We start from the raw sequence: 12,740 nt of genomic DNA on the forward strand, positions 1-12,740 counted from the left end.
TGATCATCAATGGCGTCAGCATTGATAAAACCTTTGCTGAAGCGTTTCCGATGAAAGGAACGCGAATCATTATTACTGCTCAGAATCTTGAATGGGCTATGCACTCAGCCACAGCATTTACCGGTTTTGCCACATCGGTTATTGCCTGCGGTTGTGAAGCCTCCATTGAACGAACCTTAGATCCTTCTGAAACCCCTGATGGTCGTCCTGGTGTTGCTTGTTTGATTTTTGCCATGGGTGGTAAAGGCCTAGCCAAACAAGTTGAAACTCGTGCCGGTCAGTGCGTCCTTACTTCGCCAACATCAGCATTGTTCTCCGGTATTGAAGGAGATGATGGTGCTGAAATCGCTTTGGGTAAAAACCTGCGTTTCTTTGGTGATGGTTATCAAATATCCAAAATGATTGATGGTAAACGTTACTGGCGCATTCCAGTAATGGATGGGGAATTCCTTACCCAGGAAAATACCGGCGTGGTTTCATCTGTTGGTGGTGGTAACTTTTTGATTCTGGCTGAATCGCAACCGCAAGCATTGGCGGCCTGTGAAGCGGCTGTTAAAGCGATGAAGCAGCTGCCTAATATCATTATGCCATTCCCGGGCGGGGTAGTTCGCAGTGGTTCAAAAGTAGGTTCTAAATATAAAGCGTTAAATGCCTCAACTAATGATGCGTTTTGTCCGACCTTAAAAGGTCAGACCAAGTCGGAATGTTCACCAGAAGTCGAATCCGTCATGGAAATCGTTATTGATGGCTTAAGCAAAGAAGATATAGATAAAGCCATGCGTGTCGGTATTCAGGCTGCCTGTGATTTAGGTGCTGAAAATGGAATTCGCCGAATCAGCGCTGGTAATTATGGTGGCAAACTGGGCCCGTTCCACTTTCATTTGCAGGAGATCATGGCATGAGCGCGCTGACTCTTAAACTTAAAACGGATTTGGCACAGCGTGTCGATTGCTCACCATTAACACCCGATAAACTCGCAGGAAAAGATGTTGCAGATATCGCATCGATGGAACTGGTCAGTGGTCGTTTAACGCTGCCAGTAGAGGAACTGTTTGATATAAGTGGTGATGATGCAAATGACATCCGCTTTGAAAACAGCTCAGCCAAACTGGATCATATTGGTCATGCCATGAGCCAGGGTCGGATTACCATCAAAGGTGATGCCGGTGCTTATCTGGGGCAGTTTATGACCGGTGGAAATATTGAAATCACCGGAAACACGTTTATTTATACCGGCTGTGAAATGAAAGGCGGTCAAATCAAGATTAACGGTAATGCCGGTGATTTTGTTGGTGCAGCACGTAGCGGTTATAAAAACGGTATGACCGGCGGTATCATTATTGTGACCGGTAATACCGGCGCACGTACCGGCGATCATATGCGTCGCGGTATGATCCTGATTGAAGGTAATGCGGGCGAATATTGCGGTTCACGGATGATTTCCGGCACCATCGCGGTATTGGGTGATGTCGGTAAACATCTGGGGTATGCAATGAAGCGCGGCACGATATTGCTGCCTAAAATGCCGCAGCATGGCATCACTGCCAACTTTAATGATTGTGGTTCGCACACCCTGGCATTTTTACCATTGATGTTTGCCTCATTTAAAAAACTGGATAGCCAATTTGCCAAAGTTGAAGGGTTTTCCCGGGTGCAACGTTATGCGGGTGATGTAGGTGGTATCGGTATGGGCGAAATTCTCGTTAAAATCTAAGTGTTTCTATCAGGGGATTAGCTGGTCTAATCCCCTTCTGTTATTAAATATCAAGCTGGCTTGGCATTTTCCCGTCTACTGGTTTACTCTCTCGATACCAGCTGTGATTCACCAGCTTAACTCCTAAAATCCTGCAAAAGAGAGAAACAACATGTCTGATATAGGCAAATCCGTTAATCAGTTTATCGTTGAAGAGCAGCGAGCTCATCCCAATTCGACAGGTGATTTGACGGGCTTGTTAGGTGATATTGTCAGTGCCTGTAAAAAAATCTCTCATCTCGTTAGCCGCAGCAATATAATTGGGCTTGGCGGCTATGCCGACAGTGAAAATGTGCAGGGTGAAACGCAGAAAAAATTGGATATCATCACCAATGAAGTGATGGTCGATCATCTGAAATGGACAGGTCACTTGGCCGCGATGGCCTCTGAAGAAATAGAAGAAATTATTCAGATCCCCAGCAAATTTCCTAAAGGTAAGTATTTAGTGTGTTTTGATCCACTTGATGGATCATCGAATATTGATATCAATCTGTCGGTAGGCACTATTTTTTCCATCCTGCGTTGCCCTAATGATTGTAAAAACCCGACCTTAAAAGACTTTATGCAAAAAGGCACAGAGCAGGTTTGTGCTGGATTTACGGTATATGGCCCAGCGACGATGTTGATTTTGACCACTGGTAACGGTGTCAATGGCTTTACCTTGGACAGTGATGTCGGTGAATTTATATTGACCCATCCGAACATGCGTATTCCCAAAGATACCGCTGAATTTGCCATCAACATGTCTAATCAGCGTTTCTGGGAACCGCCTGTGCAGAAATACATTGAAGAATGTATGAAGGGTACGGAGGGGGAGCGTGAGAAAAACTTCAATATGCGCTGGGTGGCGTCAATGGTAGCGGAAGTTTATCGGGTGCTAACTCGAGGCGGTATTTTCCTGTATCCGACAGATTCCAAAATCGCCAAACAAGGCGGCAAATTACGTCTAATGTATGAAGCTAATCCGATGAGCTTTATTGTCGAGCAAGCCGGTGGTGTGAGCTCAACTGGAACTGAGCGAATTCTGGATATCCAACCGGAAAGTATTCATCAACGAGTTCCGGTGATTTTGGGATCAAAAAATGAAGTCGACAGAGTAGTTCGTTACCATCAGCAAGGCTAAATTACTGGTGAATTCAATAAATTAACTTTTCGGCCAACTCCACCGTGATCTTATGGTCGTAATAATTGATTCATGAATAACAGCCCCGGGGAGATGATATGTTGCTGAAAAAATATGTATTGCTTGGATTCACATTGTTTTCGCTTTCGGCCGGAGCTGGGCAGATTGATTATCAGGTTAATGGCGAAAACTACGAAGGCTATTTCGTTAGCACCTCTCAGAATGCCCCACTTGTTATGCTGATCCATGATTGGGATGGTTTGACCGATTATGAGATTCAGCGAGCCAATATGCTAGCTGAAGAGGGTTATGCGGTATTTGCTGCTGATTTGTTTGGAAAAGGCATCCGTCCGACTGAGGATAAAGATAAAAAACAGCATACCGGCGAGTTGTATCAGGATCGCCAGAAAATGCGTTTATTGATAAATGCTGCATTAGATAAAGCAGTTGAGTTAGGGGCCAATCCTGAGCAAGTTGTCGTAATGGGGTATTGTTTTGGTGGTGCAGCCGCGCTCGAAATGGCACGTTCAGGTAAGGACCTACAAGGATTTGTCAGTTTTCATGGCGGTTTAACCACGCCAGAAGGACAGGATTATGCGAATACCACTGCAGAAATTCTGGTATTGCATGGCGCGGCTGATAAAGCCATCAGTATGCAGGAGTTTGCCAAGCTGAGCACTGAGCTTGAAACACATCATGTCCCGAATGAAATGATTGCCTATGGTGGCGCAGACCATGCTTTTACCGTATTTGGTATCGATCGTTATCATGCCGCAGCCGATGAAAAATCCTGGCGGCGGTTTTTAGCTTTTCTGAACGAAAAACTGGAAAAATATTAAACCAACAGAGCTATTAATTAATGGATGTTCATTTGGCTGAGTAAAGGCCTAACTGCCTGATATAAAAGTCAGCTTAATTAATTGATCTCAATGTTCAAAACAGATTTATGGCATGATTCTCAACTAGAATCTGTTGTAAACAGGTTTCATCCCATCAATTTATTTAACGTTCACTGGAGTGGTACATGCCCGCGTTGTTTATCGTGTTATTTATCGTCACATTTTTCCCGATGATATTGGCATTTATCGGCGGCTATTTACGCTATAAACATGTAGATATTTTTGATAACCGCCATCCAAGGGATCAACAATCAGAATTAACTGGTGTGGCTTCTCGTGTGTTAGCTGCACAGAAAAATGCCTGGGAAGCCCTGATTTTTTATTCAGCCGTAACCTTACTGGCGTTTTATTCAAGTGTGAATTTACGGGAATTGAGTGGGGCTGCCATCTTGTTTTTAGCGTGCCGAGTGTTACACCCTATTTTTTACGCCTTGGACCTAGCGGTGTTCCGAACATTAATCTTTATGGTCGGCTGGTTAAGCTGCGTTTATATTGCGATAAGAGCTTTTACGGCCGTTTAATCAACATTTAAAAGCGAATCGTCAGGTCATCGTAGTTTGTATTGGGTCGGACAATAGGCCCGCGAAATACGCGGATCCCGCAAAGCCTGATGTTTGGTTTTTCTTCCAGAAACCCGTTGTCGCCATAAACGAAATGATCCGGCTTTCATTTCACGTTGCATTAACTTGATCACCTGCTTTTCTGATAAGCCATATAACCCGAATATGGCTTCAAACGGTGTGCGATCTTCCCATGCCATCTCAATAATCCGGGAGATATCCGCTAAACTTAATGTCTTATCCATTCAATACTTCTCACCCAAAAAACTCAACATAACCAAAGGTGCGTGAAATATGCGTCTATTCAAAATTTTACTGATCTCAATCGTCTTATCCGGCTGTACTGGAACACCAAAGGGTGTCGAACCGGTGAGTGGATTTGAATTAGATCGTTATCTAGGTAAATGGTACGAAATAGCTCGTCTGGATCATTCGTTTGAAGAAGGGTTAAGTGCTGTGACAGCGGATTACAGCTTGCAAGATAATGGCCGTGTAAAAGTGATTAACCGCGGATATAACGCAGAAAAAGATCGATGGGAAGAGGCTGAGGGAAAAGCAAAATTTGTCGAAAATGCAGATATAGCACATCTAAAAGTATCGTTTTTCGGGCCATTTTATGGCAGCTATATTGTCTTTGGCCTTGATAAACAAGATTATCAATATGCTTTTGTTGCGGGCCCTAACCATGGATATCTATGGTTATTGGCCCGCACACCCAACGTGAGTAATAATGTTATTGCTCGCTTTATTAACGAAGCATCGCAACGTGGCTTTGAGACCGACAACTTGATTTTTGTCGATCAAGATTCACCTTCTGCTAAATGAGGTTGTCCTGATGGTGATCGCCGTTGTGTCCACGACAATATGGTCACCAATAAACTTGGTAAGAAAGTGAGTGTTATCAAGGTTGAAACGGCAATCCCAACTAACACCACAATACCCACACCTCGGTATAACTCGGTACCAGCACCTGGGATAAAGACTAATGGTGCTAAACCGAAGATCGTGGTTAATGTCGCCATTAATATTGGACGTAGTCGAGTTGCCACAGCTTGATTGACAGCAGTGTGAACTGATATCGCTTTATCTGTCAGGTTACGTCTGGTCTGCTCTACAATCAGGATTGGATTATTGACAACGGTACCCAACAGAATGACAAATCCGAGCATGGTTATCATGTCAAACGGCTGAATAATGGCTGGTAAGCCAATCGCGTTTAATAAGCTGCCAGAAGCATTAACCCCCACTAAGCCAACGATACCTCCGGCAATGCCTAACGGCACGGTGGTTAAAATAATTAATGGATAGCCCCAATGCGAGAAAATAGCTACCAACACCAGATAAATCAGTATGACAGCGACCAACAGATTTTCTGATAACGATTCTCGTGTTGCATCCAGCTGATCCGAGGCACCAGAAATCGAAATGTTAATGCCTTTAGCAACCTCGCCTTCCGCCTGCATGGCAGGAATCATCTCATTGCGAACTTTATTTACGGCAGTTTCTAACGCCACTTCACGGGGAGGGATAATTAACAAAGTAACCGTTCGACGACTGTCTACACGTCTAAGTGTGGCGCTATCAACGGTTTCTTCCAGATCCGCCAAAGCATTCAATGGAATAACATCGCCATTCGGAGTGAGTACTGGCAAACCGGCGAGTCCTGACAAGTTTTGTTGCTGGCCAGCATTGCTGAATAGGAACATATCGACTTTATCATCGGCAATAAAAAACTCATCAACAAACGCGCCGTCGCTTAAAGCCGCAACGGCATAACCAAACTCATCCGCGGTGAAGCCTGTTTCAGTTAACCGTGACCAACGTGGCCGAATTTCAATTAAGGGTTGATCCAAAGATAACGAACCCGGGATGGAATCGATTTGTGGATTATCAAAAAGTTGTTCGGCACGCTTAAGGGCAAATTCAGCGGTACTGTATAGGTTTTCCATATCAGGCCCGGCGATATCCAAGCTCACAGCACGCGTACCACCTTGATCGCTAGAGATAATCGAACCCCGGCCGGAAAAAGCTCGCATGCCCGGATAACTTTCAAACAAGTCAGTCAAAGCCCGCATCATTAACTCAATATCTTCAGTTCTAGTAGGTTCACTCAGCACACGTAAACCAGTCGGCGTGGTTCGAATAAAATAATAAGCTAAAGAGGGAATAGGAGCTTCGCCTCGATCGAATAATGTGGGATCAGCACCTTTGGCTTCACTGAGAATTTCAATGATTTCTTCACTAATACGAAGCATTTCAGAGAGGTTATAACCGGGGGGCGGAATCATGCTGGTAAAGGCTTTGGGTTCTTCACCTTCTGGTAGATATTCTGCTGCTGGCATCAAGTGCCAGGCGGCAACCAATGTGGCAAACACCGTAATAATCATGGTGAGCGTACGTCTAATAGAACCGTTGGTCAGCCAATTAATGGTGTGCAGGATAATGCCAGGTTTATGTAAATCTTCGTGTGACCCAGCGGTTTTGCCTAAGCCAAAACGCGCGCATGCAGCAGGAACAACGGCTACGGCAAATAACATAGAAGCCAGAATCGCCACCGAAATAGCAATAGCAATATCAGAGTAAAGTTGTCCAGCTTCTTCTTGGACAAACAATACTGGCGCAAACACCAAAATAGTGGTCATGCTGGAAGCAAATACCGCGGTCCAGACCTCACGTACCCCGACAATAGCGGCTTCAATTCGATCCAAGCCTCGTCGCCTGGCTTGTTCAATGCTCTCCAGTACAACAATGGTATTGTCCACCGTCATACCAATGGCAAAGGCTATACCGGCTAAGGAAATGACATTTATGGTTCGGTCAAATACTAATAACCCTAAAAAGGCCGCAATAATACATACCGGCATGCCCATTAAACCGATTAATGTACCCCGCACGCTTCGCAAGAATAAAAAGAGAATGATGGTGGCTAGCAAGGCCCCTAATAGTAAGTTTTGTGACACATTCTGAATTGATGACTCTACGTAGCGAACATCATCGCCTATCAGAACCAGATCCAAGCCATTCGGATGTAATAAATCCCGTCGCATTTCTTTAACGACTTGCATCATCGCGTATTTGATATCAATTACATTTGAACCCGGCTCACGTTTTACTGCCATTGTCAGACCGCGTTCGTCATTCACCACAGCGACTTCACGCACTTCATAATGATCAAGCTGAATCGTGGCCACATCTTTCAAGAAAATATCAGTGCCATTGCGATGGGCTAAGATGAGGTTTTCGAGTTCCTGTTTGTTTTCAAAGCGACCAATGGTTCTCAGCAAGTAGCGTTTTTTGCCATCGTCTAAATCACCAGCAGAAGTATCACTATTACGAACTCTGATGGCATCCCGGACCTGAGTTAGGCTTAAGCCACGTTGTGCTAATTTGGCGGGATCGATAAATATCTGCATTTGCCGTTCAGCGCCGCCGCGAAGTTGCACTTCGGAAACACCGGGCACACGTTCCATTTGCGTACGTATATTGTCATCAATGAAATCGGTGATCATGTCGATATCAAGATCTAACGGGTTACCCGCTAAAGGTGATACCGCAAAATACATAAACGCATTTTCTGAAAAAGAACTGCTGCGAATGCTTGGTTGATCGACGTTTTCGGGATAGCTAGGAACCTGACTTAATGCGTTGGCTACTTCTATCAGGGTTTCATTAATCTCAACACCAAATGGAAAGTCTAATTCAACATAGGAAATCCCGGTTTCAGCAAAGGATTCCATGCGTCGTAAGTTAGGGATATTACGTAAATAGCGTTCTTGCTCTATAAGAATTTCTTTTTCAATATCCTGGGGCGTAGCACCAGGCCATTGGGTCACAACACTAATCGTACGCACATCCAAATCTGGAATCATTTGGACCGGGATTAAGCGCGCAGCAGCAATACCCAAAACACAAACAATCAGAACGATGACCGTAAGCAACTTTCCGTTGCGAATAGGTGCTTCTAACATGCGGGATTAATTCCTTTTTTTGTCGTCGCTAATGATTTCTACGTCATCGTTGTCTTGTAATACTTCATTACCACGTACGACCACTAAATCCTCTGCGGTTAAGCCTTGAGTAATAATAATTCCATCAGAGCTTTCGCTACCAACGCTGACATTACGACGTTGTGCTTTATTATTCTCAACTACAAAAACGCTACGCCCGCCATCGGCATGTCTTAGCACCGCGTCGCGAGGTACTCGATAACCTTTGTCTTTGTCTCCCGCGATATAAATCACTGCACTGGCCGACGTTCCAGGCAAAAGATTCACATCTTCTGAGTCGACGATAATACGAACTAAAAAAGAGCGAGCTTGAGCATTACTGACAGGCACCAGTGCTGTAATTTTTCCGGATAATTTTCGAGAAGGCAGGGCATCTGGCAGGATTTCAACGCGACTTTCGGTGGTTATTTCTGAAAATCGTTCCTGAGGTACATTCACATCTAGCCTGACAGGCTCTAGGGCTACCAATTCCAGCACTTGATCACCACGATTAACCCATTCACCGGCTTCAGTCATTTTGGCGCTGATAACACCACTGAAGGGAGCGGGTAATTCATGACGACTAAGTTGTTCAGCAGAAGTGTTTTGCATTGCTCTGGTAGCAGCTAATGCTGCTTGACTCAATACAAAATTAGATTCGCGATTGGCCAGTTCCGTAGCCGAAATATAATTATCTCCACGCAGTCGTTTTGCTTCTTTAACTAAGCGTTGTGCCTCATCTGCACTGGCCTGTGCTTCGCTAGTCGCGGCTTTTGCCTGTTCAAGTTGCTGCTTGGCGATAGCAGAATCCTGTCTCAACAACACGTCACCCTGCTTAACCCGGTAACCAGCATCTACCAATACTTCTTTAACTAAACCATCGACACGGGGTGAAAGCAGTGCTCTGCGCTCAGCCGTTAAAGAACCCGACAAGGTTAATGTCTCTGTTGATTCTGATGCGATTGGTTGGCTGACGCTAACCGGTGTGGCTGCCAAGCTGACTTGACTGAGTAGCAGGAAAACAAAGCTGCAACCCAGCCGTTTATGTAATAAAAATGATTGAGACATGTTGATTCGCATGATTAGTGAATGCAGTTAATGAACGTTACTTTAATTAGATAGTTCCTGAAACTGGAATGTTAGACTGCTTCTATTTCGCCACAAGTCTTATTCCGGTATGCCAGAATAGTACCAGACATACTTTAAGACGTTGAACAGGACCAAAACAGATATGACCTTGAGAGCTGTTTTCAAAAATTGGGCAGAAAGATATTTTTCTGACGAAGAGGCCGTCATTTTACTAATCGTGCTGTTTCTCGGTTTTGCCGCCATCATTTGGCTGGGTGGTATGTTGGCTCCTTTTTTTACGGCACTAGTCATTGCATTTTTATTGCAAGGTGTCGTCAATATGCTTACTAGAAGGCATATCCCGGAAACCATTGCTGTTGCCATTGTGTTTATCGGATTTGTGAGTTTGATGCTGGCACTGGCTTTTTTACTGATGCCATTATTATGGAATCAGCTGGTGAACCTGGTTCTGGAAACCCCCAGAATGCTCACCAGTGGACAGAAATGGTTAGATGAACTCCAGGCCCAATACCCTACATTGATAACCCCTGATGAAATTCAAAATTGGATTTCAATGGTTGCCAGGGAGCTGAGTGCGCATGGTCAGCGAGCATTGACCTTGTCTTTATCATCCTTAGGTAATGTGATTGGGTTGATCATTTATCTGGTTTTAGTGCCGATTTTAGTATTTTTTATGCTTAAAGATCGCGAACGTCTGGTGGGTTTTATATTGTCGATGATGCCGGAAAAACGTGGATTAATGGGTCGAATTTGGAAGGAAATGGATGGTCAGATCGCCAACTATGTTCGAGGTAAGGTGGTGGAGATCATTATTGTTGGTACGGTCGCCTTTATTACCTTTGCTTTGTTTGGCTTGCCTTACTCTGCTTTATTAGCCGTTATTGTTGGGTTTTCGGTATTAATTCCCTTTATTGGTGCAGCTGTTGCGACATTACCTGTTGCAGCGGTTGCTGGCTTTCATTTTGGACTGACGGAAGATTTCGCTTATGTGTTACTGGCTTATGGGGTTATTCAAGCCTTAGACGGTAATGTGTTGGTTCCAGTTTTATTTTCTGAGGCCGTGAATTTGCACCCGGTCTCCATTATTTTGGCCGTGTTGTTCTTTGGCGGGATATGGGGCTTTTGGGGGATTTTCTTTGCGATTCCATTGGCAACATTATTAAAAGCCTTAGTGACCGCTTGGCCACGCAGTTTGAAATCGCAGATTGCATCAAATTAATGACAAAATTTTCAGAGAATTGAAACCGCTTTATGGTAATCACGGAATTTGCTGATGAATATTGATTTCGGCTTAATCTGGTATCACTCTTACCAATTAGGTATAGCTTTTCTGCTTGCTTTACCCATTGCTTTCAATCGGGAATATAAAGCAAGAGGGGCGGGCATGCGAACTTATCCGTTAGTTTGTATCGCGTGCTGTGCTTTTATGCTGGTGGCGAGGGAGGTCTATGATGGCGATGCCGCTGAAGCCAGAGTGATGTATGGCATCATTACCGGGATGGGGTTTATCGGTGGAGGTGCCATCATGAAAAATAATGGTGGGGTAAGCGGTACGGCAAGTGCGGCAGGAATTTGGTTAACAGGTTCAATCGGTATCTCAGTTGCTTATGCTCGTTATGAAATTGCGATTGTCTTGTCGATAATGGGGTTTCTTATTTTCCAGTTATTCAGCTTTTTTAAACGACAGGATTCGATTAAGTGATAGGAAGTTATCCTAAAAAATGCAATCATTTTAGAAAATATTGATTAACTTAAGTTAATGCGACTTAAAGAGCTCAAGCACAATATTTACTTATCACCTTGCCGGAACCATCCCATTTCATCGATGGTCGGTAATAGTGTTTTCGGGAATAATTCCCGTATCATGTTCCAAATAAACTATAAGTTAATCACTGAATAGGAGGCTCCATGCCTAAAATAAAATTAGCGATTATGACCATTCCCGCAGCATTACTTTTAATGAGTCAAAGTGTTTTTGCTGAAACACATGTTGTTACTGCCGTTGGTATGAAATACGAACCATTAGTAGTGAAGGTAGCGCCAGGCGACACAGTTCGTTGGGAAAATATGTCCACTCATAATGTTGAAACAGTAGATGGTTTGATTCCTGAGGGTGCAGAAAAAATTAATTCTCCTATGAGTGAAAACTATCAGTACACTTTTGATAAAGAAGGTATCTATATCTACAAATGTACTCCCCACATTGGTGCTGGTATGGGGGGAGCGATTATCGTAGGTGAACCCACCAATCTGGATGCTATTAAATCTGCAGATGCAAAAGGCGGGGTAGGACGAGTCGTCAAAAAAGCGGTTTCAGAAGCAGAGTCCATGTAACCTTTTAAGTAAGCAGCTCTTAAAAACCTTCCGTTGTTATGACGGGAGGTTTTTTTATGCCCCTTGATAATGAAATTTTAGTCCTTATCTTGTTGTGATAACGTTTATCGTTATTGTTTGCAAATCATTCCTATCTATATCGAGGCCAATATGAAAGTGATTAATTATCTTGCCGCTGCAGCATTAAGTTTTGGTGTTGCCACCATGGCAAAAGCGGAAGAAGTGGAGCATTTCAAAGGCGAATCAGTCGATTCATTGGAAGAGGCCGTTACCCACTTTAAGCGTTATAACCAACGTTTAGAAACGCTATTAAAGAAAGATTCCATGTCGGCTGAAGACGTGACGAAAGTGCATGAACTGACTTACACACTGGAAAATGCCTTAGCAAAAATTAATCAAGAATTGGCTAAATTAGCCGCGACTCTGGAACAGGTGCATGTAGCTTCGGAAAAATATGATGCTGACGCAGTGCATGAGCATGGTGAAGCCTATATGGAAGTAATTAAAACAATAAGTCATATGGGTGATACTCAGTCTTAAGAGCTGGAACAGAATTTCAAGGCCGTTGTCTGAACAGTTAATTTATGAATCTGTTCAGAGGGCCAAATGAAAGCTCAATTGATTGCCGCGTGCGGTTTGTTTTTATCTGGTTATGTTTTTGCTGAACATGAGAACTACCAGCAATGCATATTTGATGAGTCATTAAAAGCTGAGTTGAAAGTGCTCGGTCAACCTATCACTACTTACTGTACAGTGCGGTTTTTTGATACAGCGCCAACCGCTTTTCAGGCATTAGTATTGCTGGATAATCTAGATGAAATGAAACAGCGTGATCCGAAGTTTAAAGCCTTTTATGACACCGTTCGTAAGAGTGGTTCGAATGATATCTATACTAATCGGCAAATTATGTTGATGTATATCGATAAACGAGAAGTTCAAAAAGATTAACTCACAATCTCAGAGCCAACGAAAACCCACTTTAAAGTGGGTTTTTTT

The 12,740-nt window shown here is 43.7% G+C and carries 14 protein-coding genes; 11 read left to right on the forward strand and 3 right to left on the reverse strand.

Annotated elements, in window-relative coordinates; translation table 11 throughout:
* Positions 1-2 precede the first annotated feature (2 nt).
* From fhcD to ACN0V2_RS02795, 5 genes are all read left to right on the forward strand, one after another.
* Positions 3-902: a formylmethanofuran--tetrahydromethanopterin N-formyltransferase gene (gene fhcD, locus ACN0V2_RS02775; RefSeq protein ID WP_417549262.1), complete on the forward strand. Its 900-nt coding sequence runs from the start codon at positions 3-5 to the stop codon at positions 900-902.
* Entirely contained in the window at positions 899-1,714 is an 816-nt protein-coding gene (locus ACN0V2_RS02780) for a formylmethanofuran dehydrogenase subunit C (protein ID WP_417549263.1), read from the forward strand. The genes fhcD and ACN0V2_RS02780 overlap by 4 nt, the downstream gene beginning before the upstream one ends.
* A gap of 151 nt (positions 1,715-1,865) precedes the next feature.
* Positions 1,866-2,876 carry a class 1 fructose-bisphosphatase gene (locus tag ACN0V2_RS02785; protein WP_417549264.1) on the forward strand — a complete coding sequence of 337 codons (1,011 nt, stop codon included), beginning with the start codon at positions 1,866-1,868 and terminating at the stop codon, positions 2,874-2,876.
* 98 nt (positions 2,877-2,974) lie between these two features.
* Positions 2,975-3,715, forward strand: coding sequence for a dienelactone hydrolase family protein (locus ACN0V2_RS02790; protein ID WP_417549265.1), 741 nt, complete (start codon positions 2,975-2,977; stop codon positions 3,713-3,715).
* Positions 3,716-3,900: 185 nt separating this feature from the next.
* The gene (locus tag ACN0V2_RS02795; protein ID WP_417549266.1) at positions 3,901-4,296 is read left to right on the forward strand and encodes an MAPEG family protein; all 396 of its coding nucleotides are present in this window, start codon (positions 3,901-3,903) and stop codon (positions 4,294-4,296) included.
* 26 nt (positions 4,297-4,322) lie between these two features.
* Here the strand turns inward: ACN0V2_RS02795 and ACN0V2_RS02800 are convergent, their stop codons facing one another.
* Positions 4,323-4,580, reverse strand: coding sequence for a TIGR03643 family protein (locus tag ACN0V2_RS02800; protein ID WP_417549267.1), 258 nt, complete (start codon positions 4,578-4,580; stop codon positions 4,323-4,325).
* 49 nt (positions 4,581-4,629) lie between these two features.
* Between ACN0V2_RS02800 and ACN0V2_RS02805 the strand changes: the two genes are divergently transcribed.
* Positions 4,630-5,160 carry a lipocalin family protein gene (locus ACN0V2_RS02805; RefSeq protein WP_417549268.1) on the forward strand — a complete coding sequence of 177 codons (531 nt, stop codon included), beginning with the start codon at positions 4,630-4,632 and terminating at the stop codon, positions 5,158-5,160.
* Here the strand turns inward: ACN0V2_RS02805 and ACN0V2_RS02810 are convergent.
* Together ACN0V2_RS02810 and ACN0V2_RS02815 are read right to left on the reverse strand one after the other, a co-directional pair.
* Positions 5,136-8,303: an efflux RND transporter permease subunit gene (locus ACN0V2_RS02810; RefSeq protein ID WP_417549269.1), complete on the reverse strand. Its 3,168-nt coding sequence runs from the start codon at positions 8,301-8,303 to the stop codon at positions 5,136-5,138. The two genes, ACN0V2_RS02805 and ACN0V2_RS02810, sit on opposite strands and share 25 nt — an antisense overlap.
* Before the next feature lie 6 nt (positions 8,304-8,309).
* On the reverse strand, positions 8,310-9,389 hold the full coding sequence (locus ACN0V2_RS02815; protein ID WP_417549270.1) for an efflux RND transporter periplasmic adaptor subunit: 1,080 nt from the start codon (positions 9,387-9,389) through the stop codon (positions 8,310-8,312).
* Between the two features lie 163 nt (positions 9,390-9,552).
* Here ACN0V2_RS02815 and ACN0V2_RS02820 point away from each other — a divergent pair, with 163 nt between their 5' ends.
* From ACN0V2_RS02820 to ACN0V2_RS02840, 5 genes are all read left to right on the forward strand, one after another.
* On the forward strand, positions 9,553-10,629 hold the full coding sequence (locus tag ACN0V2_RS02820; RefSeq protein WP_417549271.1) for an AI-2E family transporter: 1,077 nt from the start codon (positions 9,553-9,555) through the stop codon (positions 10,627-10,629).
* 54 nt (positions 10,630-10,683) lie between these two features.
* On the forward strand, positions 10,684-11,112 hold the full coding sequence (locus ACN0V2_RS02825; RefSeq protein ID WP_417549272.1) for an MgtC/SapB family protein: 429 nt from the start codon (positions 10,684-10,686) through the stop codon (positions 11,110-11,112).
* 206 nt (positions 11,113-11,318) lie between these two features.
* Positions 11,319-11,744 (forward strand): plastocyanin/azurin family copper-binding protein, encoded by a 426-nt coding sequence (locus ACN0V2_RS02830; RefSeq protein ID WP_417549273.1) that lies wholly within the window; start codon positions 11,319-11,321, stop codon positions 11,742-11,744.
* 150 nt (positions 11,745-11,894) lie between these two features.
* Positions 11,895-12,284 (forward strand): DUF6746 family protein, encoded by a 390-nt coding sequence (locus ACN0V2_RS02835; protein ID WP_417549274.1) that lies wholly within the window; start codon positions 11,895-11,897, stop codon positions 12,282-12,284.
* A 66-nt stretch (positions 12,285-12,350) separates the two neighbouring features.
* Positions 12,351-12,692, forward strand: coding sequence for a hypothetical protein (locus ACN0V2_RS02840; protein WP_417549275.1), 342 nt, complete (start codon positions 12,351-12,353; stop codon positions 12,690-12,692).
* Positions 12,693-12,740: the final 48 nt, after the last annotated feature.

Origin of the sequence: Methylophaga sp., assembly GCF_048266885.1 — a bacterium.
Taxonomy (GTDB): domain Bacteria; phylum Pseudomonadota; class Gammaproteobacteria; order Nitrosococcales; family Methylophagaceae; genus Methylophaga.

What these genes read in the sequence shown, in the direction of transcription:
- ACN0V2_RS02780 (WP_417549263.1), top strand. Translation starts at nt 899, where the DNA reads ATGAGCGCGCTGACTCTTAAACTTAAAACGGATTTGGCACAGCGTGTC.
- ACN0V2_RS02785 (WP_417549264.1), top strand. Translation starts at nt 1,866, where the DNA reads ATGTCTGATATAGGCAAATCCGTTAATCAGTTTATCGTTGAAGAGCAG.
- ACN0V2_RS02790 (WP_417549265.1), top strand. Translation starts at nt 2,975, where the DNA reads ATGTTGCTGAAAAAATATGTATTGCTTGGATTCACATTGTTTTCGCTT.
- ACN0V2_RS02795 (WP_417549266.1), top strand. Translation starts at nt 3,901, where the DNA reads ATGCCCGCGTTGTTTATCGTGTTATTTATCGTCACATTTTTCCCGATG.
- ACN0V2_RS02800 (WP_417549267.1), bottom strand. Translation starts at nt 4,580, where the DNA reads ATGGATAAGACATTAAGTTTAGCGGATATCTCCCGGATTATTGAGATG.
- ACN0V2_RS02805 (WP_417549268.1), top strand. Translation starts at nt 4,630, where the DNA reads ATGCGTCTATTCAAAATTTTACTGATCTCAATCGTCTTATCCGGCTGT.
- ACN0V2_RS02810 (WP_417549269.1), bottom strand. Translation starts at nt 8,303, where the DNA reads ATGTTAGAAGCACCTATTCGCAACGGAAAGTTGCTTACGGTCATCGTT.
- ACN0V2_RS02815 (WP_417549270.1), bottom strand. Translation starts at nt 9,389, where the DNA reads ATGTCTCAATCATTTTTATTACATAAACGGCTGGGTTGCAGCTTTGTT.
- ACN0V2_RS02820 (WP_417549271.1), top strand. Translation starts at nt 9,553, where the DNA reads ATGACCTTGAGAGCTGTTTTCAAAAATTGGGCAGAAAGATATTTTTCT.
- ACN0V2_RS02825 (WP_417549272.1), top strand. Translation starts at nt 10,684, where the DNA reads ATGAATATTGATTTCGGCTTAATCTGGTATCACTCTTACCAATTAGGT.
- ACN0V2_RS02830 (WP_417549273.1), top strand. Translation starts at nt 11,319, where the DNA reads ATGCCTAAAATAAAATTAGCGATTATGACCATTCCCGCAGCATTACTT.
- ACN0V2_RS02835 (WP_417549274.1), top strand. Translation starts at nt 11,895, where the DNA reads ATGAAAGTGATTAATTATCTTGCCGCTGCAGCATTAAGTTTTGGTGTT.
- ACN0V2_RS02840 (WP_417549275.1), top strand. Translation starts at nt 12,351, where the DNA reads ATGAAAGCTCAATTGATTGCCGCGTGCGGTTTGTTTTTATCTGGTTAT.